The 23,557-nt window shown below is 70.1% G+C and carries 21 protein-coding genes; 6 read left to right on the top strand and 15 right to left on the bottom strand.

What is annotated here, in order from left to right; genetic code table 11:
• Positions 1 to 2: 2 nt before the first annotated feature.
• Complete coding sequence (locus Ate02nite_RS40395) at positions 3 to 2,228, bottom strand: sensor histidine kinase (protein ID WP_203813209.1); 2,226 nt, start codon at positions 2,226 to 2,228, stop codon at positions 3 to 5.
• Between the two features lie 343 nt (positions 2,229 to 2,571).
• Between Ate02nite_RS40395 and Ate02nite_RS40390 the strand changes: the two genes are divergently transcribed.
• On the top strand, positions 2,572 to 3,471 hold the full coding sequence (locus Ate02nite_RS40390) for an NAD(P)/FAD-dependent oxidoreductase (RefSeq protein ID WP_203813208.1): 900 nt from the start codon (positions 2,572 to 2,574) through the stop codon (positions 3,469 to 3,471).
• 61 nt (positions 3,472 to 3,532) lie between these two features.
• Positions 3,533 to 4,690 carry a right-handed parallel beta-helix repeat-containing protein gene (locus Ate02nite_RS40385; protein WP_239148066.1) on the top strand — a complete coding sequence of 386 codons (1,158 nt, stop codon included), beginning with the start codon at positions 3,533 to 3,535 and terminating at the stop codon, positions 4,688 to 4,690.
• A gap of 402 nt (positions 4,691 to 5,092) precedes the next feature.
• Here the strand turns inward: Ate02nite_RS40385 and Ate02nite_RS40380 are convergent, their stop codons facing one another.
• Together Ate02nite_RS40380 and Ate02nite_RS40375 are read right to left on the bottom strand one after the other, a co-directional pair.
• On the bottom strand, positions 5,093 to 7,606 hold the full coding sequence (locus Ate02nite_RS40380) for an HAD-IC family P-type ATPase (protein WP_203813207.1): 2,514 nt from the start codon (positions 7,604 to 7,606) through the stop codon (positions 5,093 to 5,095).
• A gap of 255 nt (positions 7,607 to 7,861) precedes the next feature.
• On the bottom strand, positions 7,862 to 8,026 hold the full coding sequence (locus Ate02nite_RS40375) for a hypothetical protein (RefSeq protein WP_203813206.1): 165 nt from the start codon (positions 8,024 to 8,026) through the stop codon (positions 7,862 to 7,864).
• Positions 8,027 to 8,046: 20 nt separating this feature from the next.
• Here Ate02nite_RS40375 and Ate02nite_RS40370 point away from each other — a divergent pair, with 20 nt between their 5' ends.
• Entirely contained in the window at positions 8,047 to 8,802 is a 756-nt protein-coding gene (locus tag Ate02nite_RS40370; protein WP_239148065.1) for an ATP-binding cassette domain-containing protein, read from the top strand.
• A 12-nt stretch (positions 8,803 to 8,814) separates the two neighbouring features.
• Here Ate02nite_RS40370 and Ate02nite_RS40365 read toward each other — a convergent pair whose 3' ends face one another.
• Positions 8,815 to 9,693 (bottom strand): alpha/beta fold hydrolase, encoded by an 879-nt coding sequence (locus Ate02nite_RS40365; protein ID WP_203813204.1) that lies wholly within the window; start codon positions 9,691 to 9,693, stop codon positions 8,815 to 8,817.
• A gap of 49 nt (positions 9,694 to 9,742) precedes the next feature.
• Here Ate02nite_RS40365 and Ate02nite_RS40360 point away from each other — a divergent pair, with 49 nt between their 5' ends.
• Positions 9,743 to 10,393 (top strand): TetR/AcrR family transcriptional regulator, encoded by a 651-nt coding sequence (locus Ate02nite_RS40360; RefSeq protein WP_203813203.1) that lies wholly within the window; start codon positions 9,743 to 9,745, stop codon positions 10,391 to 10,393.
• A 163-nt stretch (positions 10,394 to 10,556) separates the two neighbouring features.
• Here the strand turns inward: Ate02nite_RS40360 and Ate02nite_RS40355 are convergent, their stop codons facing one another.
• The 11 genes from Ate02nite_RS40355 to Ate02nite_RS40305 all read right to left on the bottom strand — a co-directional run bounded on the left by Ate02nite_RS40355 (position 10,557) and on the right by Ate02nite_RS40305 (position 20,878).
• The gene (locus Ate02nite_RS40355) at positions 10,557 to 11,522 is read right to left on the bottom strand and encodes an alpha/beta fold hydrolase (protein ID WP_203813202.1); all 966 of its coding nucleotides are present in this window, start codon (positions 11,520 to 11,522) and stop codon (positions 10,557 to 10,559) included.
• Between the two features lie 75 nt (positions 11,523 to 11,597).
• The gene (locus Ate02nite_RS40350) at positions 11,598 to 12,473 is read right to left on the bottom strand and encodes a flavodoxin family protein (protein WP_203813201.1); all 876 of its coding nucleotides are present in this window, start codon (positions 12,471 to 12,473) and stop codon (positions 11,598 to 11,600) included.
• Positions 12,470 to 12,889, bottom strand: a complete 420-nt coding sequence (locus tag Ate02nite_RS40345) for a VOC family protein (RefSeq protein WP_203813200.1) — start codon at positions 12,887 to 12,889, stop codon at positions 12,470 to 12,472. Before Ate02nite_RS40345 ends, Ate02nite_RS40350 begins: the two co-directional genes overlap by 4 nt.
• A complete protein-coding gene (locus Ate02nite_RS40340) occupies positions 12,882 to 14,243 on the bottom strand; it encodes an FAD-binding oxidoreductase (RefSeq protein ID WP_203813199.1) in 1,362 nt (453 codons plus the stop codon). The genes Ate02nite_RS40345 and Ate02nite_RS40340 overlap by 8 nt, the downstream gene beginning before the upstream one ends.
• Positions 14,244 to 14,304: 61 nt before the next feature.
• On the bottom strand, positions 14,305 to 15,096 hold the full coding sequence (locus Ate02nite_RS40335) for an ATP-binding cassette domain-containing protein (protein ID WP_203813198.1): 792 nt from the start codon (positions 15,094 to 15,096) through the stop codon (positions 14,305 to 14,307).
• 5 nt (positions 15,097 to 15,101) lie between these two features.
• Complete coding sequence (locus tag Ate02nite_RS40330; RefSeq protein WP_203813197.1) at positions 15,102 to 16,145, bottom strand: ABC transporter permease; 1,044 nt, start codon at positions 16,143 to 16,145, stop codon at positions 15,102 to 15,104.
• Positions 16,146 to 16,155: 10 nt separating this feature from the next.
• On the bottom strand, positions 16,156 to 17,148 hold the full coding sequence (locus tag Ate02nite_RS40325) for a sugar ABC transporter substrate-binding protein (RefSeq protein ID WP_203813196.1): 993 nt from the start codon (positions 17,146 to 17,148) through the stop codon (positions 16,156 to 16,158).
• 171 nt (positions 17,149 to 17,319) lie between these two features.
• Entirely contained in the window at positions 17,320 to 18,240 is a 921-nt protein-coding gene (locus tag Ate02nite_RS40320; RefSeq protein ID WP_203813195.1) for a ketopantoate reductase family protein, read from the bottom strand.
• Positions 18,241 to 18,307: 67 nt separating this feature from the next.
• Entirely contained in the window at positions 18,308 to 19,324 is a 1,017-nt protein-coding gene (locus tag Ate02nite_RS40315; protein WP_203813194.1) for a GlcG/HbpS family heme-binding protein, read from the bottom strand.
• The gene (locus tag Ate02nite_RS40310; RefSeq protein ID WP_203813193.1) at positions 19,324 to 20,118 is read right to left on the bottom strand and encodes an SDR family NAD(P)-dependent oxidoreductase; all 795 of its coding nucleotides are present in this window, start codon (positions 20,116 to 20,118) and stop codon (positions 19,324 to 19,326) included. Before Ate02nite_RS40310 ends, Ate02nite_RS40315 begins: the two co-directional genes overlap by 1 nt.
• A 10-nt stretch (positions 20,119 to 20,128) precedes the next feature.
• Positions 20,129 to 20,878: an SDR family NAD(P)-dependent oxidoreductase gene (locus Ate02nite_RS40305; RefSeq protein ID WP_203813192.1), complete on the bottom strand. Its 750-nt coding sequence runs from the start codon at positions 20,876 to 20,878 to the stop codon at positions 20,129 to 20,131.
• Between the two features lie 127 nt (positions 20,879 to 21,005).
• Here Ate02nite_RS40305 and Ate02nite_RS40300 point away from each other — a divergent pair, with 127 nt between their 5' ends.
• Complete coding sequence (locus Ate02nite_RS40300) at positions 21,006 to 21,794, top strand: IclR family transcriptional regulator (RefSeq protein ID WP_203813191.1); 789 nt, start codon at positions 21,006 to 21,008, stop codon at positions 21,792 to 21,794.
• 153 nt (positions 21,795 to 21,947) lie between these two features.
• On the top strand, positions 21,948 to 23,531 hold the full coding sequence (locus Ate02nite_RS40295; protein ID WP_203813190.1) for an ABC-F family ATP-binding cassette domain-containing protein: 1,584 nt from the start codon (positions 21,948 to 21,950) through the stop codon (positions 23,529 to 23,531).
• The last annotated feature ends 26 nt before the right edge of the window (positions 23,532 to 23,557 follow it).

Below are 23,557 nucleotides of genomic sequence, written 5' to 3'. Positions count from 1 at the left end.
GGTCACGGCCGTCCCGCGTTCTCGGAACTGGCGGCTCGCAGCACGCCGTCGCGGAACGCGTTGAGCCGCGCCCGGACCGCCTCCGGCGTGTCCTCCACCGCAGCGGGCGGTGGTTCGGCCACGGCTACCGCGGCCGGGGCCGGTTCGCGGCGGGCGCGCGGGGTGCGGCGGCGCAGGCCATTGGGCGTACGGTCGGGTTCCGGCCCGGACGCAGGCGCCGGCTCGGCCCGGCGCGCGGGTTTGGCGTCCACCACGACGTACTCGATGGTGTTGGAGCGCAGCGGAACGTCCTCGCGGGGGGCGGCCGCCAGCCGGCGGGTCGGCGCCGCGGCGGCGACCGTCTTGCGTTCCACCAGGATCGACGCCGGCAGCGACAGCCGGGCCGTCACCCCGGTCACCGGCGACGGCGCGAGCTGCACGCCGATGCCGGTCTCGGCGGCCAGCCGGCCCACCACGAAGTGGCCGAGGAACCGGGCCGGCGCGGTGATGAAGTCGCCCTCGCCGCGCAGCCGCTGGTTGGCGGTCTCCATCTCGCCGGGCGGCATGCCGATGCCCTGGTCGCTGACCGCGATGAGGTAGCCGTCGCCGATCACCCGGCCGTGGATCTCGACGTCCACGTCGGGCGGGGAGAAGGCCAGTCCGTTCTCGATCAGCTCGGCCAGCATGTGCGCCACCCCGGCCACCGTGGAACCCGAGACCAGCGCGTCGTCGACCCGGCGCAGGGTGACCCGGCGATATTCCTCGACCTCGCTGATCGCGGCCCGGATCACGTCGGTGATCGGCAGCGGCTCCGACCACTGCCGCGGGCTGGCCGCACCGACCAGCACCAGCAGGCTTTCCGCGTTGCGGCGCATGCGGGTGGCCAGGTGGTCGAGCTCGAACAGGTTGGCCAGGCCGGCCGGGTTGGACTCCTCGCGCTCCAGCTTGGTGATGAACCCGAGCTGGCGGCGCAGCAGATTCTGATTGCGGCGGCCGAGGTTGGCCAGCGATTCGGCGGTGGCCCGGCGCAGCCGCGCCTGCTCGGTGGCCAGGGCGTACGCGGTGGCCTGCACCCGCTCGAACGCGTCGGCCACCTGCCGCACCTCGTTGCTGGCGCCGGGATCCACCCGAACCGGTGCGGGTGGGTCGTCGACGGTGCCCGAGGAGGCCCGGTGCACGGCCTGGGGGAGCTGGTCGGCGGCGATCCGGTGTGCCTCGGCGGCCAGCGCGGCCAGCGGGCGGGCCAGCGCGCGGGACGCGACGAACGCCAGGTAGGCGGCGCCGGCCAGCAGCAGCAGGGCGACCACGGCCAGCAGGCTGAGCCGCATGCTGGCCTTTTGCTTGAGGTCCTCGGCGCGGTTCTGGGCCGAGGCGCCGATGGCCCGCCCGGCGTTCTGCAGGGCGTCGAGAACGGTGCCGGACGCCGACCACCACGACGTGGCGTCGATGCTCAGCGGGCGCCCGTCGGTGACGGCCAGCGCGGCCTGCTCCATCGCGGCTACCTGGCGGCCGGCATCGGTGTTCAGTACCTGGTTCTTCGCGTCCAGGGCGGCCGGGTTGCCGTACTGGTTGAAGGCCAGCAGCGCGGTGTCGCGCGAGGACCTCGTCGAAACGAACTGGACGAATTCGCCGGGTTTGAAGGCGCCGGCCGTGAAGACGCCGTTGAGCAGCATGCGTTCCTGCGCGGCCGACTCCTTCGCCACGCTGAACATGCTGAGCGTGGCGTAGCTGCGGCGCAGGTCGGTGTCGTCGACGGTGCTGAGGCCGTAGTCCACGTTGATCAGCTGGGCGATCAGGCCGGTGTAGAAGCCGGACGTGGCCGCCCGCGCGCCGGCTCCGGTGTCGGTGGCGGCCCGCACTCCCGCCAGGCCGTCGAGCAGGGTGAGCACGGCGGCGACCCGGTCCTCCGCGTCGCCGCCGCGCTCGGTCAGTGACTCGACGTCGGCGCGCTGCTTGTCGACGCGCTGGCGGGCCGGGGCGAGCTCGGCGCGGAACGCGGTGATGCCGCCGAGCAGGCCGGCCGAGAGACCGCGCTCGTCCTGGAGGTTCTGGACCAGCTCGAGCACGGCGAGGTCGAGGGTGACGGCGCGGGCGGTCTGCACGGCGGTGGTGTACCGGTTGACCTCGCCGACCGCGATGATCCCGAGCAGCACCAGGACCGCGGCCACCGGTAGCGCCAGGATCCGGGCGATGCGGCCGCGGATCGTGCCGCCCGAGCGACGGGACGGCGCGGCGTCATGGACGGGCACGCGATCAGCTCCTCTGTCAGCGTGGCTGTGTGAGCGTGCACATAGCCTTTTCTGCTGTTCACCTGGTGGCGGGAGTCAGGCGTGTGTCCGTGCGATCGGGAAAGGGTCACTCTCCGCTGACCGACCGCAACAGGATCTAAGTTGCCGTTGGTCAAGGTCAATACTTCCGTTGCAGAAATTTACCTGTGTGCAACCGGCACCGACCAGCGCGGAGATCATCGAACTCGGACTCATTTCCGACTCTTGGCGTCCCATTTCCGCCGTTGCTTCGCAGTTTCAGCGGCTTTGCTGAATCGGCAAGTTTCCTTGTCGTTCTTCGGCGTCGCCGCGCACCGTGGATCGCATGAACGCATACGAGGTAGTGGTCGTTGGTGGTGGTGCGGCTGGGCTCAGTGGGGCGCTGATGCTGGCCCGGTCCCGGCGCTCGGTGCTGGTGGTGGACGCGGGATCGCCGCGTAACGCGCCGGCTTCCGGTGTGCATGGGCTGCTGGGTCGTGAAGGGATGCCGCCGCTCGAGCTGTTGGACCGGGGGCGGGCGGAGGTGCGGGGGTATGGGGGCTCGATCGTCTCCGGGTCGGTGGTGGGTGCGCGGCGGGACGGGGACGGGTTCGTGGTCTCGCTCGAGGACGGGTCGTCGGTGCGGGCTTTGCGGCTGCTCATGACCTCTGGGCTGGTTGATGAGCTGCCCGAGGTGCCGGGGCTGCGGGAGCGGTGGGGGCGGGATGTTGTGCACTGCCCGTACTGCCACGGGTGGGAGGTTCGGGACCAGCCGATCGGGGTTCTCGCCACCGGGCCTGCTTCGGTTCACCATGCTCTGCTCTTCCGGCAGCTCACCGACGATCTGATCTTCTTCCGGCACGAGCAGCCGGCGCCTCCGTCGGATTTCGCCTCCCGGGGCATCACCGTGGTGGACGGGCCGGTGGCGGCAGTTGAGGTGACCGATGATGCGATCTCGGGGATTCGGCTGGTCTCCGGGCGGGTGGTGCCGCGCCGGGTGGTCGCGGTCGCCAGCCGGATGGTGGCGCGGGCCGGGTTCCTCGATGGGCTTGGGCTCAAGGTGGTGCCGCATGCCTCGGGGATGGGTGAGCACATTCCGGTTGATGCGTCTGGGCGTACCGAGGTGCCTGGGGTCTGGGCGGCTGGGAACGTCACCGATCTGTCCGCTCAGGTGGGGTCGGCTGCTGCCGCGGGGGCCTTTGCCGGTGCGCAGATCAACTTTGACCTGATTGCCCCCCTGCATTGACGGTCGCCGATGGACGACGTAGTTTCCCCTGAGGAAAGCGCATTCCTGGAGGGGGTTCTCGGTGAAGGTTCTGCTCGTTCTGGCCATGCTCGCGCTGCCGGCGCCGGTTGCTGCGGTCTCTACCTACTACGTCGCGCCGGGCGGCAGTGACGGCAACGCGGGCACGCTTGCCGCGCCCTTCGCCACCATCCAGAAGGCTGTCGGGGTGGTCGCGGCGGGGGACACGATCGCGCTGCGGGGTGGGACCTACAAGCTCTCGTCGACGGTGACTCTCGCCAAGAGCGGGACCTCGGGGGCGCCGATCACGCTCACCGCCTATCAGTCGGAGCGGCCCGTTATCGACGCTGAGGATCTGGCCTACACGCCGGGGGCGGTCGGGTCGACCATTCCGGCGGCGCAGCGGGGGGCTCTCCACATGGAGGCGTCTTACTGGCGGGTTGTCGGGCTGGAGATCGTGCACGGGCCGTATGGGGTGTACTGCAACGCCTGCAACAACAACACGTTTGAGCGGCTGGTCACGCACGACAACTATGAGACCGGGTTTCAGTTGCAGGGGGCCTCGGCGGGGAACCTCATCCTCAATCTCGACAGCTACAACAACCGGGATCCTCGTAAGAACGGGGAGAGTGCGGATGGGCTCGGCATCAAGGAGGGCGGTGGTTCCGGGAATGTCGTGCGGGGGGCTCGGCTGTGGAACAACATCGATGATGGGTTTGATGCTTGGGCCTTCACCTCTCCGGTTACCATCCAGGGGAGCATCTCTTATGGGAATGGGTATAACCGGTGGTCTATCCCGAACTTCTCTGGGGATGGGAACGGGTTCAAGCTTGGCGGCAGTAGTGGGACCGGGCCGGCTGCTGGTCATGTGGTCAGCAACAGCATGTCCTTCTCCAACGCGGCGCACGGGTTCACCGACAATGGGAATACCGGGGCTATTTTGATCTCGCGTAGTACTGCTTATCAGAATGCTAAGACCGGGTTTGACGTTGATGGTGGGTCTACTTCTAAGTTGACTGCTAATTTGGCTTCTGGGAATAAGACGGCGGTGGCTTTGGGGTCGTCTACGGCTTCCGGTAATTCCTGGAACATCGGCGGTACTTGGACGTTGGTCAGTACCGATCCTGGGGTGATCACGGGGGCTCGGAATGCTGATGGGTCTATTCCGTCTTCGTCCTTCCTTGTGCCTGCTAATGGGGCTGCTGTAGGAGCGAAGATTTAGGGTTACCGCTTTCGGGGCGCTGCCCCGGACCCCGGCCGGGCGCTCGGAGATCCCTCCGGGTTTGCTCGGCCTTTGCGGGTGGCTGGGCTTTAGGGCGGGGCTTGGGGATCTCCTCGCGGCGGCACTTGAAGCGATCACACCGGCGGCCGGCGCGCAAGCAAACCCCGCTTGCACACCGACCACCGGTGCGATTGGGCGGGCGTGGCGCCGGGAGGGGATCGCCAAGCCAAAGGCGGGCGTGCTTCGGGGCGGTTTGGAGATCTTGTTGAGTTGCGTGGAACGGGGGTCGGCAACTCTTCAAGATCTGGCGATTTCTCTGGCGCGGGCGGTGAAAAGCTCGGTTTTGGGCGCTTTGTGAACGCCTGCTGGCCAATTTGTGGGACAGCGCGCCGGTATGTGGGACTAGTTGTCTGACCGTAGGTTGTCCAGGCCCAGCACTCGGTCCAGCAGGCGTAGGCGGTAGGCCAGGCTCAGCACTGCGAACCACAGCACCAGCAGTGGCACTACCAGGGCGAACATCGGCTTCGACGGGCCGGTCAGGCCGAAGTAGGTGTACAGGGTGGGCACGAACAGGACTGCGCCGAAGGCTGCCATCAAGCCTGCTACCAAGTAGGCGGGGCGCTTGTCGTCCGTCGGCTCGGTCCAGGCTGCGAACAGGCGGTTCGGTGGGGCCAGGAACAGGATCAGCAGGAAGCTGGCCAGGCAGAAGAAGCTCGACAAACCTGTCTGGGCGGCGATCGTGGCGGCCGCCGCGGTGAAGTCGCTGTCGTTGTAGGCCAGGCCGGTGTAGCGCTCGAACTCTCTGACGATCTCGGCTGGGGTGCGGCCGGAGCCGAAGCCGATTGTCACCGCCTCGTACAGGGTGGCGTACAGGGCCGTGCCGAAGCTTGCGGTGATCACCGCGGCGGGGATCACGAAGCCGGCCAGGCCGGAGAACATTTTGGCGTCGGGGGGCATCGGCTTGGCCCACATGGTCAGGAAGAAGGTGGGCACGCCCACCGTGAACAGCGTCAGGCCTACCTGGGTGGGGGAGTAGGGGAAGCCCAGCCCGAGCATCGTGACCGTGAGGATCACCAGGCCCTGGGTGGCTACCCGGGCCAGGAAGACGTGCAGGGACAGGCCGATGCCGTTGATGATGCGGCGGCCCTCGCGCTGGGCCGGTGGCAACGCTGCGAACGAGTCGTCGGTCAGGACTATGTCGGCCACGTCTCGGGTTACCGCGCTGCCGCTGCGCATCGCCACGCCTACCTGGGCGCCCTTCAGGGCTCGGGCGTCGTTCACGCCGTCGCCGATCATGGCCACGTAGTGGTGCTGGCGGCGCAGTGAGCGGACGATCCGCTCCTTGTGTTCGGGGGCTACCCGGCCGAAGACCGTGGTTCGGCTTACCAGTCGGTCCAGGGCGGCGTCGTCCAGGTCGTCCAGGGATGCGCCGGGCACCGGCTCGCCGGCGTCCAGGCCGGCCCGGGCCGCGATCGCCGCTACCGTGCGGGGGTCGTCGCCGGACAGGACCTTCAGGTCCACGCCGTCCTGGCGGAAACGGGCGATCGTCTCGCTCACCTCGGGGCGCAACTCGTCGGCCAGGGCCACCATGCCGACCGCCTCCAGCGCCGGCAGGGTGGGGCGTCCGGCCGCGTCGCGCAGCGGGGCTCCGTCGTGGGTCGGCCTGGCCAGCAGCAGTACGCGTAGACCGCGCTCGGCGTGCTTCACCACCGCGTCGGTCGGCAGCGGCGTGGACAAGCTCGCGGCCAGTGCGTCGGGGGCGCCCAGGATCCACGTACCCTCCTCGGTGGTCAGCCCGGACCAGCGCAAGGAGGACGCGAAGGGAATCTCGTCGCGGACCTGCCAGGCGGCGCCCGGCAGGGCGGCCGCCAGGGCCTGCGACGTCAGATTGGGGGTGGCCGCGCTGTGCGCGAGCGAACCCAGCAGCAGCTCCACCTCGTCGCGGTCGTGCGCGCCCAGCGGCTGGATCTCCTCCACCGTGAGCTGGCCGGTGGTCAGCGTGCCGGTCTTGTCGGTACACACCACGTCGACGTTGCTGACCGACTCGACCGCGTTGACCTGCTGCACCAGCGCGCCCGAGCGGGCGATGGTGGCCGCGCCGGCCGTGTAGGCGACGGCGATCAGGAAGAACAAACCATAGGGGACCAGGCCGGAGAGTACGGCGGTGGTCTGCACCACCCGCAGTAGGGTGAACCCCTCGATCGCGGCCTGTCCCAGGATCGCGCCGCTCATCAGCGCGGTCAGTGCCATCACCAGCCGTACCAGGAACTCGATGCGTTTCTGCAGTGGCGTCTTGTCGGTGCTGGCCCGGCGGGCCTCGGCGGTCAGCCGGCCGGCGTAGCTGTGCGCGCCGACGTCGCGGGCCAGCTGGTGGCCGGTGCCGGCCACGCACAGGCTGCCCGAGCGCAGGTCGTCGCCGGGCTGCTTCACCACCGGGTCGGACTCGCCGGTCAGCAGTGACTCGTCGGCCTCGATCCGGGTCTCGCCGAGCACCGGGCCGTCCACCACGATCTGGTCGCCGGGCTTGATTCTCAGCACGTCGCCGCGGACCACCTGGTCCGGGTTGATCGTGGACTCCTGCCCGTCGCGCACCACCACGACCTGGGTGCGTTCGAGCAGCTGCAACCGGTCCAGCTTGCGCTTGGCCCGGATCTCCTGGGCCGCGCTGATCACCGCGTTGATCAGGCCGAGCCCGACGCTGATCAGCGCGTCGCTGTACCGGCCCATGGCCAGCAGCGCCGCGCCGATCACAAACAGAATGATGTTGAAGAACGAGAAGACGTTGGTCCGCAGAATCTCGGCGTAACTGCGCGAACCGCCCTTGACCGCGGTGTTGGCGTCGCCGTGCCGGCGCCGGTACTCGGCCTGGGCGCTGGTCAGCCCGGTGCCGACGTCGGTCAGCAGCTGCTGCTCCATCGGCCACCCCCTCGCCCGAAGTAACGCTACCTCCCGGTTGAGCCGCTTTTCGGTGGTTTCGCCGTTGTCATGTGCTGTCGGCGGCGGCGTCAGCCCGTCGTCGACCGGCCCCGGTTCGATATCGACCATGATTAATCAGCTGGTCGCGGCGGCACTGCTGGCCGGCCCGGCTGCCCTCCCGCTCGGCGACGCCGGCCCGCCCGAGACCCGCACGGTAACCTCGGCGGCCCGCGGCGTCACCCGCACTGACGCGGGTCACCGCGGCCGCGACGCGTCCGCGGCGTCCGGGATGATCGTGCTGTCGTCCGAGCGGTGGGTGCCGTCCTTGTCGACCTCGGGGTGTGCGGTGCGCAGGTGCTCGGCCATTCGGTCGTCCGGGACGTCGCGGCGGTCCGGCGGGCACAGGTTGCAGGTTGCCATGGCGACCATTGTCGTCAACGGTGGCCGGTTATGCCCCAGACCAGCTGATCCAGCGCGGCCTTTTCGGTCATGTGGGTGGCGAAGAGGACGTGGTGCAGGTTCTGCAGGAAGGGCAGGTCCTCCGGTACGCGGTCGACGCCGGGCAGCAACACCGGGATCACCGGTACGCCGCGGTTCACGCACTGCTCCAGGAAGGTGCGGTTCTCCAGGGCCTGCCAGCGGCCCACCCCGCCCGGGCCGATGCAGACGGCAGCCGCGCCGGCAGTCAGCACGGCGGACTGGATGACGGCACGGTCGAGACCCCGTCCCGCTGGGAGCCGTCCGCCGCCCAGCTAACCCGGGCCCGGGAACTGATCGACCTGCTCGGCCTCTCGGCCCGCACCGAGGACCGCTGGCCGACCCTGTCCCAGGGCGAGCGCGGCCGGGCCCTGATCGCCCGAGCCCTGGTAGCCGATCCGCGTTTGCTGCTGCTGGACGAGCCGACCACCGGCCTCGACGTGGCAGCCCGCGAGCAGCTGCTGGACACCGTAGACCTGATGCACCGCACCCACCCCGACCTGGCGTCGGTGCTGGTAACCCACCATTTGGAAGAGCTCCCGGAGGGTACGACCCACGCCCTGCTGATAGCCGACGGCCGAGTGGTAGCAGCCGGCCCGGTCCACAATGTGCTGACCAGTGAGAACGTCACCGCCGCGTTCCAGCACCCGATCAACGTGGACTTCCGCGACGGCCGCTGGAGCGCCCGCGCCGCGCGCACGGCCCGGGCGTCCTCCTGACCGCACCCGATGTCAGGCGCGGGCCGGGCTGTCGGCGGCGAAGGTGACGATCCGTGCGGCGAGTTCGTCGGGGCGCCAGAGGGCCAGGTCATGGCTGGCTTCGGGGATGATCTCGGCGACGGCGTGCGGCATCCGGGTGCTGATCCGGGCCGTGACCTCGCGTGCGTCGTACAGCTGGCTGTGGCCGCCGACCAGCACCAGCGTGGGCGCCGTGATCCGTTCGAGCTCGTCGTCGGTGAGCGGGGTCGGCATGATGTGCCGGCGACGGAAGCCGAAGGTGGCCTTGACCAGCGGCATGGCGTCGTCGTCGCGCAGCGCCACGTTGCGCAGTGGCCGGGCCAGTGCATGCCGGATCGCCCGGGGCGCGAACCCGGCCAGCCCACACGCGATTATCCAGATCAGGAACTTCCGGCTGACTTTCCCGAAGCCGCCCGGGTCGAGCAGCGCGAGACTCGCGACGGCATGTGGTGATCGCAGGGCGTGACGCAGGGCGACCCATCCGCCGTACGAGGTTCCGACCAGGTGGGCACGGTCGACGCCCAGCCCGGCGAGAACCTCGTCCAGCCATGCGGACCATTCGTCGCCGCTGTCGATGGCGCGGGTCTGGACAGACGGGCCGGGCTCACCGACGGGATCGATCGCGATCACCGGGCGAGCTGCGGCAAGCCGGGCGACGTAGGCGTGCCACATCAGCGACGGCCCGCCCGAGCCCGGCAGCAGCACGAACGGAGTCTCGTCGCCTGCACCGAGCCGGTGGACGCGAGTCGTGCCGAAGCTCGTGACCACATCGGAGTCGACCGACGCGGACGGCCAGAGCCGGGCGACCGCGTCGTCGTAGACGGTGAAAAAACGAGCACGGGCCTGGGCATTCCGAAACTCGCCGACTGGCATCGTGGCCTCCGTCCAACGCCTTATAGTGATACGAGCGTATCATCAAGCGGTGCCGAAACGGGTGGACCATGAGCAGCGACGGCGGCAGATCGGCGAAGCCCTGCTGCGGATCGCGAGCACGCGCGGCCTGCAGTCCGCGACCATGCGGGAGGTGGCCGCCGAGGCCGGCGTCTCGCTCCGGCTCGTGCAGTACTACTTCCACACCAAGGAACAACTGCTGCTGGCCGCACTCGCCTACCTCGCCGAGCAGCTCACCGCACGCGTGTCCGCAAGCATCCGGGCGCTCGGCCCGGTCACCTCACGCACCGTCGTCTACGGCACGCTCACGGCCGTCGTGCCCACCGACGAGGAGAGCGTGCGGCTGACCCGGGCCTACACCGGCTTCTACACCCTGGTGTTCAGCGAGCCGGAGATGGCCGAGCGGCACGGCGCCGCTTACCCCGACAAACTGGAATCGCTGCTTGCCAAACACATCGCCGCAGCTCAAGAGGCAGGCGAGGTGGCCGAAGACGTCGACCCGGCGCTGACTGCCGCCGCGTTGCTCGCCCTGACCAACGGCCTGGGCTCGAGCGTGCTGGGCGGCCAGCGAAACGGCGCCGCGGCGCTTCGCATCCTCAACGATCAACTCGGCCGGCTCTTCCGGGATCAGGATCAGGGTCGCGAGAATCAAGACCCTTTGCCGGTACGGGCGACGCCGTGAACAACCGCAATTCCCCCCGACCGCCGCCACCGCGCGACCACCGTGCAACACCGGCACGTGCCGCGACGCTCGCGCAACCGGACACCCACCCGAGGGTTTTGCTGTGCGCGTTGTCAGAAGCCGGCCCCCTTGTGGGTGAGGGCCGGCTTCTGGGAAACCGGCCCTAGCTGAGGGTCTCGATGGTGCCGGCGGTCAGCAGGCCCTGGTAGTAGGCGCCGCCGGGGTAATAGGTGGCGGTGGTCGTGCCGGCTACCGCGTCGGTCGTCCAGTTGACGGCGAGAGTCTGCAGCACCGCCACGTTGGCGGGATCCGAGGTGCCGGCGGTGAGCGTGCACAGGACGTTGGTGCTGGTGCCCTCGGCGTCGCAGTGGGAACCGCTTGTCAGGCGTACGCCCAGGAAGTTGCTTTCTATGGTGTTTGTCAGTTCGACCGTGCCGCTTGCGCTGCTGTTGGCCAGGTACGGCGGCGACGAAATCGCTCGGATCGGCAAGGTGGTGGTCTTGAGGCCGGTCAGGCCGACGGCCATGTTGGTGCCGGCCGGGGACTTCACCGGGTCCAGTAGCTGCAGGTATTTGAGGTTGGCGAAGACCGTGGGGTAGGTCGTGCGCAGCACATTCGCGATGTAGGTGACGGCCTCGCCGCCGGCCGAGTGGCCGGCCAGCACCAGGCTGGTGGGCAGTGTGCTGCCGCTGCGGGCGGCCTTGGACGCGGCCGCGGCGTAGCTCTTGGCCAGGGCACCCGTCGAGGTGCCGGACTGGCCGATCCAGGCCGCGACGCTGTTCAGGAACACCGTGTTGTTGCCGGTGTTGTTGACCGTGCAGCCGTAGAGATCGATCGACGGCAGGGTGGGCACGAAGACCAGGAAGCCGGCGGCCGAATATTTCCGGGCCAGATCGGCCACGTTGGCGCCGGAGCGGGAGAAGCCGTGCTGCAGGTAGACCAGCGCCTTGGGGGTGCCGGTGGCGGGGAAATACCAGTCGGCGTCCTGCGTGTAGTTGTAGATCCAGCAGGGGACCGAGATGTCGCCGTCGACCTCGACGGCCGCGGCGTGGGCCGCGGTGGGGGTGGCAACGAGGGCGGCGGCGGACAGGATGGCGGCGGCGAGGAAACGCCGGAGGGACAGGGACACGGAACGACCTCCAAGGGTCAGCCGTAACACTCTCCGAAACGGTGTTTCCAATTAACAAGTGTCGAATGTGAACTGTCAAGAACCTCGGGTGACCGGTGTGAAGGCCGGAACCTTGGCCCGGCGCTCGGCGAGGTCGGCGGCGAGCAGCCGGTGCCGGGCGGCCGTCTCCTGGATCTCCGCGCCGTGTGCGCGCTTCTCCGCCATGGTCAGCACCGAGGTGGTCAGGTCGGTCCACTCGACCGAGCCGTCGGGGCGCAGGGTGCCGCGGGCACCGCAGGTGGCGCAGGCCGCGTCGGTGCCGTGCAGCTCGATGACGTTGAGGTGGCACAGCGGGCACAGGCCGGGCTCGCCCAGGTAGTCGACGTCGTCGAACGCCTTGCCGAGCTGGCCGGCCACGTTCGCGCCCAGTCGCGCGGCCCGGTCCAGCGCCTCGTCGTCGAGCAGGATCGACTGGGGGGTGCCGGCCCCGCCGAACACCACCTGGTCGGCCACGGCGATGTGCATCGAGAACGTGACCGTGTGCAGCAGCGGCAACGCGAGGGTCTTCCACTGCGGGGTCAGCGAGCCGCCGACCGCCAGGAAGCCGGCCACCCGCGGCCGCAGCACCCGCTCGTCGACCCGGAACGGCACGGCCGGCTCGATGCCGGAACGCCGCAGCGCGACCAGCTGCTCGATGATCGCGGCGTCGGCGTTGGGGCCGAGCAGACGGTCGACGAGCAGCTTCAGGCTCGCCGAGACGGTCCGCGACATGATCGGGGTGCTGACGATCAGCGCGTCCGCGTCGACAAGCTTCTCCCACAGCCAGTCCAGGTGATCATTGTCGGTCAGATCGAGGTCGGCGAGCCGGACCAGTTCGATCTCGGCGTCGCCGATCGCGCCGAGCGCGGCGCACAGCACGATTTCCGCACTGCCGCCGGCGTTGCCGGCCGACAGGCCGAGGACTCGGCTCACGGGTGCCTCCTCTGCATCAGTTCGACGAGGTTGCCCTCGGGGTCGGCCACGAACGCCATCCGCACGCCCGCTTCCGGCGACGGCTGCGGCGCCATCACCGACCGCGCGCCGAGCCCGACGACCCGGTCATAGGCAAGATCAAGATCAACGACATCAAAGGCGATGTGCCCGTACGCCTCGGACAGCGCCGCCTCGGCCGGATTGGCGGGCCGCGGGCCGGTCACCGAGCCCGGCCGGTGCAACAGCTCGAGGCGGTCGCCGTGGGTGGGGTGCAGCAGCATGATGATGTCCAGGTCGATCGGGTCGACCCGCAGCGCCAGCTCGCGCCGGTAACCGAACGCGGCGCAGTACCACTCGGCCGCCGCGTCCAGGTCGTGCACGGACAGCCCGACGTGGTCGAGCCGGGCTTCAGCCATGGACGTTCAGCCGGGCCGGGTCGGCCGCGAGGTACGACACGAACCGGCCGTCCGGGTCCCGGGTGGCCCGGATCTCCTCGAGCCGCCGGTAGTTGGCGTCGGAGAGGAACCGGTCCTGCCGCCCGGTGAAGTCGGTGTCACCGAGGTAGACGCCGGCCCCGCCGTCGGCCGCGATCGCCGCGGTCCGCTCGTGCACCCAGGTGCGGTACTTCTCGTCGTCGGCGGCGTCCTGGTAGACCACGTAGGTGGCGATGTAGACGTTGCCCTCGACCGAGAACGCCATGTCCGGCAGCGGCCGGTGCGGCGCCCAGCCGTACCAGATCGAGAACGAGTGGGTGGTGTCCAACTCGCGCCACAGCCGCAGCAGCGGCGGGGCGAGCCGGTCGGCGGGCGCGTCGGTCCAGGTGCAGTCGACCGCGTACCGGTGGCCCTCGGGGCTCTGCTCGTCCTGGGCCGCGCTCTCCTCGGCCAGGCTGGTCTCGCCGCGCACGTGGCCCAGTTTCGGCACCGGGCAGCTGTCGAAGACCCGCAGCAGGTCCTCGGCTTCTTCCGGGTTCGACACCATGACCGTGGTGTGCAGCAGCAGGACCGTGCCGCCGGGATGCTCGACGCTCTCGTCGAGGGGGATGTTCGGCAGCCGGGTCGCGGCGATCACCGGTTCGACCCGGCGGTCCAGCTTCGGCAGCAGCTCATGCATCCAGGACAGCAGGGCTTCGCCGTCGTCGAGGGCGAACGTCCAGGTGTCGTGCCACAGGTGCGGGTAGGCCGGGTAGGTCTGCAGGTGGAACGCGGTGACGATGGCCGGGTAACCCGGTCCGGCGCCGCGGGCGGCCCAGTAGAGGTCGCTGTTCTGCTGGGCGTCGCAGTGCAGTGCGGAACCGTCCGCGGTCACCACGTCGACGGCGACCACGCTCTCGCAGGCCCAGCCCTTGGAGCGGCTGTTCCAGCCCTGGCCGCCCTGCAGCAGGAAGCCGCCGATGCCGACGGTCGGGCAGTGCCCGCCGGGGAACGCCCGGCCGCGCTCGGTCAGAAACGGCGCGAGCTCGCGGCCACCCCGCACGGCGGGGCCGGCGACGGCAATGCCGGTCTCCTCGTCGTACGCGAGGGAGTTGAGCCCTTCGAGGTCGATGAGCAGGGCGTTGTCGCGGACGCTCCAGGCCGCCCAGGAGTGCCCGCCGGACCGGACGCTGACCGCCCAGCCGCGCTCGCCGGCCATCCGCACGCCCTCGGCGACGTCGTCAGCGGACTCGGCCAGCAGGACGGCGGCGGGGTAGCGGTCGGGGCGGCGCTGGTTGAAGACCCGGCCGACCCGGGCCTCCTCGTAACCCGCGAAGCCGCGCAGGAACAGCCTCATGCGGCCTCCTCCGAAAATCCCGAAAGACGAAGAGCGCGATCATGACGCTCGCTTCGCTCGGTCATGACGCCTCCGACGCGGTCGCGAACATCGACGCGCGGGCGCCGGTGATCCAGCCGACCAGATGGTCGTTCTCGGTCTCGGCGACCGGGATGTCGGCGACCTTGCGGCCCCGGTTGAGCACCGCGATCCGGTCGCAGACCGACATCGCGAGGGGCAGGTTGTGGGTGACCAGCACGCAGGCCACCCCCTGGTCGGCGAGCCGCCGGATCAGCGACTGCACCTGCTGGGTCTGCTCGTAGCCGAGCGCCGCGGTCGGCTCGTCGAGCAGCAGGATGCCGCTCTGCTCGCCGTTCACCCGGGTCGCACCCCGGGCCAGCGCGACGACCTGACGCTGGCCGCCGGAGAGCATCTCCACCGGCCGGGTCACCGCCGCCGTGCGGACGCCGAGTTTCTCCAGCTCGGCGGTGGACCGGCGGCGCTGGGCCTTGTGGTCGACGAACCCGAGCCAGCCCAGCGGGCCGCGGCGCAGGATCTCCCGGCCCAGGTTGAGGTTGGTGGCGATGTCCTGCGCGTCGACCAGCGCGAGATCCTGGTAGACCATCTGGATGCCGGAGTGGGTGGCGTCGGCCGGCGAGCCGAACGTCTTCTCCGCGCCGTGCACCCGGATCTCGCCGCTGGTCGGCTGGTGCGCCCCGGACATCACCTTGAGCAGCGTCGACTTGCCGGCGCCGTTGTCGCCGAGCAGGCCGAGCACCTCGCCCTGGCGCACCGCGATGTCGATGCCGTCGAGCGCCCGGACGTACCCGTAGTGCATGTCGATGTTGCGCAGTTCCAAGGCGTTGTCGGCCATCGGGATCACCTCGTTCCGGTGTGGACGGACGCGCTCGCGCTCTGCACGAGCCGGCGGGAGACCGAGGTGGACACCCACTTCTCCAGGGCCAGCGAGCCGAGCAGCAGCAGGCCGGTGGTGGCGGTCGCCCAGTACGGCGAGACGCCCTTGATGGTCAGCGCGTTCGAGATGGTGCCCAGGATCAGCGCGCCGACCAGCACCCGGGGCAGCGAGCCCCGCCCGCCGGCGAGCGAGACACCGGCGAGCGCGACCGCGGTGAGCGCGTTGAAGATGATGCTGACGTTGGCGGCCGGGTTGGCCTCGGTGACCAGCGCGGTGGTCACCAGGCCGCCGAGCGCCGCGCAGAACCCGCTGATCACGAAGCCGAGCACCTTGTAGCGGTCGGCGTGGATCCCGGAGCGGCGGACCGCCTCGGGATTGCCGCCGACCGCCATCAGCCGGATGCCGTCCCGAGTGCGGGTGAGGAAGACCGTGAGCAGCGCGAACAGCGCGGCGGTGATCCACACCGGGGCCGGCAGGCCGGCGAACCGGTCGGTGCCCATGAACACCAGCGAGTCCAGGCCGGAGATCGTGTAGCCACCGGCGATGCCCGCCGCCGCCCCGCTCATCACCGACAGGGTGCCGATGGTGACGATGATCGGGTTGAAGCCGCGCAGCGAGATCAGCCCGTTGATCAGCCCGACGAAGCCACCGAGGACCAGGGCGACGAGGATCGCCAGGCCGGTCGGCGTGCCGTGGGTGATCAGCCAGCCGCAGGTGCAGCCGGCCAGGGCCGCGGTGCCCGGGATGGACAGATCCAGGGCGCCGCAGATGATGCCGACCGCGATGCCGGCCGCGAAGATCGCGGTGAGAGCGGCGGCGTTGGCGATCAGGATCCCGTTGTCGAGGCTGGCGAAGTACGGGCTGGCCCAGATGCTGAACGCGATCAGCAGCACGGCCCAGAGGACGAAGATGCCCCGGTCCCGGATGAAGATCAGCCAGCGGATGAGCGCCGGGTCCTTGTCCTTCTCTGCACTGACGGCTTGCGGGGCGGCGATGGTCACGGTCATTTCCTCTGCCTCAGCTGCCCTGGGTGAAGGTCTTCTGCGGGACGATCAGGACCTCGCCGTTGGCCTTGGGGTCGGCCTGCATCTTGACGAGGGTGTTGAACGACTGGGCCGTGTCGTCGTTGAACTGCAGCGCGACCGAGGCGTAGATCTTGCCGGAGGTGACGTTCTTGAGAACCTCGTCGTTGCCGCCGAAGTCGGTGACGCAGGTGAGCTTCTTGCCGGCCGCGTTGAACGCGCCCAGTGCGCCGAGCGCGCCCTCGTCGTTGGCCGAGAACACGCCGACCAGGTCGGGGTTGCCCTGCAGCGCGTTGCCGATGTCGGTCTGCGCCTTGGCCCGGTCGACCGAGACGATGGTCTGCGCGAGGGTGGCGTTAGGCGCGGCGGCCTTGAACGCCTCGGCGGCGGCGGTGTCGAACTCCTGCTTGCCCGCCGTGCCCTCCTGGCTGGCCACGTAGAGGACCTTGCCGGTGCCGCCGTTCTTCTCGGTGATGCACTTGCCGAGCTGCTCACCGAGGGCCTTGCCGCCGGCCGTGTAGTCGATGTAGTCGAACGTGATGCCGGGCTGGGGACCGGAGAATCCGTACTCGTCGGGCTTGCCGTTGACCAGCAGCGGCACCCCCTTGGCCTGGGCCGTCTTGATCAGGTCGCCGAGCGACTTGGGTGCCACCGCGAGGATCCAGGCGGCGCCCGCCCGGCCCGAGCTGATCACCTCGTTGAGCTGCTGCACCTGCTTGGTGGCGTCGAAGTTGGGGTCCTGGACGATCACCTCCCAGCCCTGCGACGAGGCCAGGCCCTTCACGCCCTCGGACAGGCCCTTGAGGGCCGGCGGGGCGAGTGAGAGCGGCGAGAACACCAGCGTCTTGGGCAGCGCCTTGGTGCTGCCCGACGCGGTGCTGCCGGTGGGGGTGTCACTCGCGTGGCTGCAGGCCGCGGCGAGCAGGAGAGGAGTGGTGGCAAGGGCGACGGCCAAGGCGCGGAACGGGCGCCGGCGGAGAAAAGTCATGAACGAACTCCTCTTGAGGAAGAGAAGACACGAAGAAGAAGGAGATATTCGGGCGCTTTGTCAGCCGCCGCTTTCACATCGTGAAAGCCAATTTCTGAATTACTTGAGAACATAGGGGACCGGTGCGGCTGATGTCCATGGCTTGACCGGACCATTTCCAACTTGTGTCGGCTACCCGCCCGGCCAGGACCTTTCCAGGCCGTTCACCAGGGCAACCATGGCGTCGTGGGCGGGGGTGGCGACGCCGGTCCGGCGGCCCTCGGCGGCGATGCCGCCGTTGAGCACGCCGATCTCGGTGGCCCGGCGGGCGAGTACGTCCTGCAGCATCGAGGGCTTATGGGCGTACGCCTCCCGGATGGCCTCCTCGACCGAGGCGCGCGGGTCCCGGGTGAGGGTGATGCCGGCCGTGGCGCAGACGGTCAGCGCCTCGTCGATCAGCCGGTCCACCTCGGTGCGCAGGCCGGGATCGGTGCAGACCTGGCCCACGGTGAGGCCGGTGAGCGCGGACAGCGGGCTGGTGGCCGCGTTGAACACGACTTTCGTCCACTGCGGGCCACGCGCGTCGGCGACCGCGTGCGTGGTAAGCCCGCCCTGATTGAGCAGGTCGGCCAGCAGTTCTATCTCGTCCGGGCGGGCCGGGCTCGGCTCGAACGGCCCGATCCAGGAGTCGCCCGGCGCGTCGTAGCGGACCACTCCCGGCGCGGTGACCGCCCCGGCGGTGACGATGGTCCCGCGCATGACCCGGGGCACGTGCTCGGCGATGATCTCCTCGTTGCCGACCCCGTTCTGCACGCTGACCACCCCCGCGTCCTTGAGCGAGTGCACCGCCGCCGCGACGGCCGCTGCGGTGTGCAGCGCTTTGGTCGCGACGATGCCCAGGTCGCAGAGAGGAAGGTCGGCCGCGTCGGTGATCGCGTGGACCGGCGCGACGAAGTCGGCCAGCCCGGTGACCCGCAACCCGCTTTCACGGATCGCCGCCATGTGCTCCGGCCAGGGATCGACGGCCCAGACCTCGATCCCGGGCGCCCGGCTCAGGTGGGCGGCGTAGAGGCTGCCGATCGCCCCGCAGCCCAGCACCGCAACGCGGGTCACGTCGCGCCCCGCGCTGTAGTGGGCGCGGCCCGCCGCGCTTTGCTCTGCTTACCTATGCGCGTGCGGGTCATGACGGCCAGGCCGGGGAGGTTGGGACCGGCAGGGATGGAGCCAGGGTCAGGGCGTCGCGGGCCAGGGCGGCGCAGCGCGCCGGCTGGGCGCCGCCGATGCCCAGACCGGCCACTACCTGGCCGTCCAGCTCGATCGGGAGGCCGCCGGGGGCGGCCAGCAGCGGGGCCGGGTGCAGGGCGGCCAGCTGGTCGGCGGGATACCAGGCGGCCAGGTGCTCGCTCGGGATGCCGAAGCGGGCGGCGGCACTCGCGGTGGCCAGGGCCACCTCGACCCCGCCGGCTACCGCGCCGTCCATCCGGTCCTGCTGGATCGGGTCGCCGCCGCGGTCCACCACCGCGACGCTGATCGTCAGGCCCTGCCGGGCCGCCTCGGCCAGCACCCGGTCGACCAGGGCGAGCGCCCAGTCGAGCTCGCCCTGCGCGGCCGCCGGACTCGCCGGCTTCATGCCGAGGCTGGCCTCGGGGGAGACGACGAGATCCCCGAAACGGGCTTTCCAGCGGGCTTCGTCGTCGCCGTGCTGGCCGACGTAGGGCGTGCCCATCGCGTACGCGATAAGTAGGTCTTCGGGGTTCGCGGGTTTGCCGTCGGCACTGACCACCTCGGGCGCCACCCCGGCCGGCAGGAACGGGCTGACCGTGGCGCCGGAGGCGGAGATGCCGCCGATCACCGTGCCGCCCGCGTCCCGGATCGGCAAGCCGCCGGCGCCGGGGAAGAGCGCCTCGGGTGACGCCGTCACGAAGCCGGTGGAGATCGGGACCGGCAGCGTGGTCATCCGTTGCAGGTGCTCCGAGCTGGGGATCTGCTGGGTCGCCGAGATCCACGCCTTGGAGCGGGCCCGGGCCATGCCGCCCGGCCCGCCGTGATCGAGGCGCGACGCCGTGACCAGCGCGCCGCTCGCGCCGACCACGGCGATCGCACCGCGCAGGCCGAGCTGCTCGGCCTTGTCCACCGCTCGCCGCACCAGCGCGCGAGCCTGAGCCAACGGCACGTCGGCGGGGTGGACCCCGCTCATCAGGCGCCGACCATGTTGTACCCGCCGTCGGCGACCATGTATCCGCCGGTCATGTGGAACGCGTCGTCGGTGGCCAGGAACAGGGCGGTGCCGGCCAGCTCGACCGGGCCGGGGATGCGGCCCATCGGGGTCAGCTTGCGCAGCTGGTCTCCGCGACCTTCCTGCCAGTCCTTGCGGCCCAGGGTCGCGTCGGTCTCGATGAAGCCGGGGGCGAAGACGTTGACCCGGACCGTGGGTGCGAACGCCTGCGCGTAGGACTTGGTGAGGCCGAGGAGGCCGTATTTCGCCGCTGCATACTGCGGTGCGCGCGCGCTGCCGCGGACGATGACCGTGGAGCCGATGTTGACGATGGAGCCGTGTCCCTGGTCGAGCATACGAGCGCCGAATTCGTGAACACAGGCCATCGTGCCCTTGATGTCGACCGCCAGGACGTGGTCGACCGACTCCTCGGTGATGTCCCGCCAGGACATCTGCTCGCGGGCCACGTCACCGACGTTGTTGATCAGCACGTCGACCCCGCCGAGCTGCGTGAACGCGTCGTCGGCGAGCTGGGCGACCTGCGGCCAGAGGGCGATGTCGGCCTGCAGCAGCACCGGCTCGGAGCCGGCCTCGCGGACCCGTTCGGCGGTCTGCTCGGCACCACCCTTGGACGAGCGGTAGTGCACGCCGACGACCCGGGCGCCCTCCTGGGCGGCGCGGACGGCGATCTCGGCGCCGAAGCCGGTGCCGGCCCCGGTCACCACGACCGAGCGGCCCTCGAAACGGCGGGGGATGGGAGTGGGATTCAAAGCCATTTTTCGTCCTTTATACGAGTACTCGTCCGCCATCTACGTAGAGCACCTGGCCGGTGATGAAGCTGGCCCGGTCGGAAGCCAGGAAGGTCACCGCGTCGGCGACCTCCGACGGCACCCCGAGGCGCTGGGCCGGCACCAGCTTCTCCAGGGCCTCGCGATTGCCATCCTTGTCGAGGTGATCCTTGGTGAGGTCGGTTTCGATGTAGCCGGGCGCCACCGCGTTGACCGTGACCCCGTGCTCGGCCCACTCCCGGGCCATCACCCGGATCAGCTGGTTGAGCCCGCCCTTGGTGGCCGCGTACGGCGCGTGCTTGGCGTGCGCCAGCAGCCCGGACACGCTCGACACGAACACCATCCGGCCGTACCCGGCGCCGACCATCGACCGCCCGACGTGCTGGCCCAGCCAGTACGCGGTGGAGAGGTTGAGCTCGAGCAACTCCTGCCAGTCGGCGTCGGTCAGGTCGAGCACCGGCCGGCGGATGTTGCGGCCGACCGCGTGCAGGAACACCTGCGGCACCCCGACCAGCGCGGTGGCCTCGTCGACCACGTCCCGGCAACGCTGCGGGTCGCGCAGGTCGCACTTGATGGTTTCGATCCGCCCGTCGCCCAGCCGGGCCACGGACTCCAGATTCTGCTCGTTGACGTCCGCGACGACGACCCGGGCGCCCTGCGCCGCCAGGCTGACCGCGCCGGCGCCGCCCAGGCCACCCGCGCCGATCACGAGGGCCGTTTTCCCGGTGAGCGCTAGCCAGTCACCCATGGATGTCACCTCAGTTCTCGCATTATGAAAGCGACTTCCGCTACCGTAGACCGTGGTTTCGGGGCTGTAAATAGGTCCGTAACACGGGGCCGTAGGCTGACCGTCGACAGGCGACAAGGGGGGTTCGATGGCGCGACCGGCAACGGACGCAAAGCCCGAATATCGGGTCGAAGCGCTGGCCAAAGGGCTGCGGCTGCTCAACCTGTTCACCGAGCAGCGGCCCACCTGGCGAGTCACCGACCTGGCCGAGGCAGCTGGGCTGCCGATGCCGACCGCCTACCGGGTGGTGCAGACGCTGACCGCCGAGGGCTATCTCGACCACCTGCCCAACGGCGACTACCGCCCCGGCGTGCGGGTGCTGACCCTCGGCACCGCCGCGCTGCGCAGCCTCGACCTGGTCGAACTGGCCACCCCGCGGCTGCAGCGGCTGGCCGAGCAGACCGGCGAGACGGTCAACCTGGCCGTGCTCACCGGCGACCGGGTGCTCTACCTGGTGCGGCTGCGCAACTCCGACCTGGTCACCGCGAACATCCAGGTCGGCTCCACGCTGCCGGCCGTGCACACCTCGATCGGCAAGCTGCTGCTGTCGCATCTGACTCCGGACGCTCTCCGGGAACTGGTCACGGCGGCGTCGTTCCCCAGCCAGCACGGCCCCAACGCCAAGGTCTCCCTCGACGAGCTTCAGGAGGAGCTGGCCCGCATCCGCGAGCAGGGCTGGGCGGTGCAGGACGAGGAGCTGGCGTACGGACTGCGCTCGGTGGCCGGCCCGATCACCGGCCCGGACGGTCGCGTGGTGGCCGGCGTCAACCTGGCCGTGCAGGCCCGGGACTGGTCGGCCCAGCGGATCGTCCGCGAGCTGCGTCCCGTCGTACTCGAGGCCTGTTCTTCGATCTCGCAGTTGATCTCCGACCGGTAATTAAAGCGCTCTTCGCACGGCGAGAGTGCTAGTTTTGAAGCCCCTGGTCGAGGAGGAACTGGTGCTTTCGGGAGACGACGACATCTCCGGGTGACCCCGGTGGCTGTCCACGCGCATCGTCGTGTCCCTTCTCGCACCAGAGGTCTCTTTCTCGTGTCTATCGTGGGCTCCCACCTGTCCTTTTCCTGGCCGGACGACACTCCCGTGTTCCAGGACCTCAACTTCACCGTGCCGGCCGGCCGCACCGGCCTGGTCGCCGCCAACGGCGCCGGCAAGAGCACGCTGCTCAAGCTGATCGCCGGCCTCCTGCCGCCGACCGGCGGCGGCATCATCACCACCGGCGGTACGGTCGGTTACCTCCCGCAGGACCTGCCGCTGACCGGCGAACCGAGCGTCGCCGAGATCCTCGGCGTGCAAGGTCGCCTGCACGCGCTGCGGGCCATCGAGTCCGGCGACGCCGCCGAGGAGCACTTCGCGGTGATCGGCACCGACTGGGACGTCGAGGAGCGCAGCCGCGCCCTGCTCGACCGGCTCGGCCTCGGCGAGGTCGGCCTCGACCGGCGGCTCGGCACGCTCAGCGGCGGCCAGACCGTCTCGCTCGGGCTGGCCGCGCAACTGTTCGACCGGCCCGAGGTGCTGCTGCTCGACGAACCCACGAACAACCTCGACCGGGCGGCCCGCCAGCGGCTTCACGCCGTACTCGACGAATTTGCTGGTTGTCTCTTGATCGTCAGTCATGACCGGGAACTGCTCGACCGGATGGACCGGATCGCGGTGCTGGAACACGGTGCGCTGTCGGTCTTCGGCGGCAACTTCGCGGCGTACGAGGAAGCGACCCGCACCGAGCGCGAGGCCCGCGAACGCACCGTGCGGTCGGCCGAGGCCGAGGTCAAGCGGGAGAAGCGGGAGCTGCAGCAGGCCCGCGAGCGGTCCGCCCGGCGCGCCTCCACCGCCAAGCGCAACCTGGCCGACGCCGGCCTGCCCAAGCTGTTCGCCGGCACCATGAAACGCAGTGCCGAGGTGTCGGCCGGCCGGGCCGGGCAGACCCACGCCAACCGGATGGCCGGCGCGCAGGCCCGGCTCGACGAGGCCGAACGGCAGACCCGCGAGGACGACCGGATCGTCATCGACCTGCCGGACACCGCGGTCCCGGCCGGCCGCACCCTGTTCGAGGGCGACGGCCTGCGGGTCCGCGACGTCTTCCGCGACCTCGACCTGACTGTTCGCGGTCCCGAGCGGATCGCGCTGACCGGCGCCAACGGTTCCGGCAAGACCACGCTGCTGCGCCTGATCGGCGGCGACCTGACCCCCGATGCCGGGCAGATCCGGCGCACCGGCGGCCGGATCGCCTATCTCTCGCAGCGCCTGGACCTGCTCGACGACGACCTGAGCGTGGCCGAGAACCTGGCGCGTTCCGCGCCGACGCTGCCGGACCGGGAGCGGATGAACCGGCTGGCCCGGTTCCTGTTCCGGGGCGATCAGGCCCATCTTCCGGTACGGGTGCTGTCCGGCGGCGAGCGGCTGCGGGCGACGCTGGCCTGCGTGCTGTGCGCCGAGCCGGCCCCGCAGTTGCTGCTGCTCGACGAGCCGACGAACAACCTCGACCTGGTCAGCGTGGGCCAGCTGGAGAGCGCGCTGGGCGCCTACCGGGGAGCGTTCGTGGTGGTCAGCCACGACGAGCGGTTCCTGGCCGAGATCGGCATCGACCGAAGGCTGACCATGGACAACAGATCGTAAAACCTATAAACCCCGTAGGCGATATA

This window comes from Paractinoplanes tereljensis, from assembly GCF_016862435.1.
GTDB classification, from domain to species: Bacteria; Actinomycetota; Actinomycetes; order Mycobacteriales; family Micromonosporaceae; genus Actinoplanes; species Actinoplanes tereljensis.
Note: the sequence above shows the minus strand (reverse complement) of the source record. Positions and strands in the feature narration are given on the sequence as shown.

What these genes read in the sequence shown, in the direction of transcription:
- Ate02nite_RS40335 (WP_203813198.1), bottom strand. Translation starts at nt 15,096, where the DNA reads ATGGCCGACAACGCCTTGGAACTGCGCAACATCGACATGCACTACGGG.
- Ate02nite_RS40305 (WP_203813192.1), bottom strand. Translation starts at nt 20,878, where the DNA reads ATGGGTGACTGGCTAGCGCTCACCGGGAAAACGGCCCTCGTGATCGGC.
- Ate02nite_RS40310 (WP_203813193.1), bottom strand. Translation starts at nt 20,118, where the DNA reads ATGGCTTTGAATCCCACTCCCATCCCCCGCCGTTTCGAGGGCCGCTCG.
- Ate02nite_RS40345 (WP_203813200.1), bottom strand. Translation starts at nt 12,889, where the DNA reads ATGGCTGAAGCCCGGCTCGACCACGTCGGGCTGTCCGTGCACGACCTG.
- Ate02nite_RS40325 (WP_203813196.1), bottom strand. Translation starts at nt 17,148, where the DNA reads ATGACTTTTCTCCGCCGGCGCCCGTTCCGCGCCTTGGCCGTCGCCCTT.
- Ate02nite_RS40340 (WP_203813199.1), bottom strand. Translation starts at nt 14,243, where the DNA reads ATGAGGCTGTTCCTGCGCGGCTTCGCGGGTTACGAGGAGGCCCGGGTC.
- Ate02nite_RS40330 (WP_203813197.1), bottom strand. Translation starts at nt 16,145, where the DNA reads ATGACCGTGACCATCGCCGCCCCGCAAGCCGTCAGTGCAGAGAAGGAC.
- Ate02nite_RS40315 (WP_203813194.1), bottom strand. Translation starts at nt 19,324, where the DNA reads ATGAGCGGGGTCCACCCCGCCGACGTGCCGTTGGCTCAGGCTCGCGCG.
- Ate02nite_RS40300 (WP_203813191.1), top strand. Translation starts at nt 21,006, where the DNA reads ATGGCGCGACCGGCAACGGACGCAAAGCCCGAATATCGGGTCGAAGCG.
- Ate02nite_RS40390 (WP_203813208.1), top strand. Translation starts at nt 2,572, where the DNA reads ATGAACGCATACGAGGTAGTGGTCGTTGGTGGTGGTGCGGCTGGGCTC.
- Ate02nite_RS40375 (WP_203813206.1), bottom strand. Translation starts at nt 8,026, where the DNA reads ATGGCAACCTGCAACCTGTGCCCGCCGGACCGCCGCGACGTCCCGGAC.
- Ate02nite_RS40365 (WP_203813204.1), bottom strand. Translation starts at nt 9,693, where the DNA reads ATGCCAGTCGGCGAGTTTCGGAATGCCCAGGCCCGTGCTCGTTTTTTC.
- Ate02nite_RS40380 (WP_203813207.1), bottom strand. Translation starts at nt 7,606, where the DNA reads ATGGAGCAGCAGCTGCTGACCGACGTCGGCACCGGGCTGACCAGCGCC.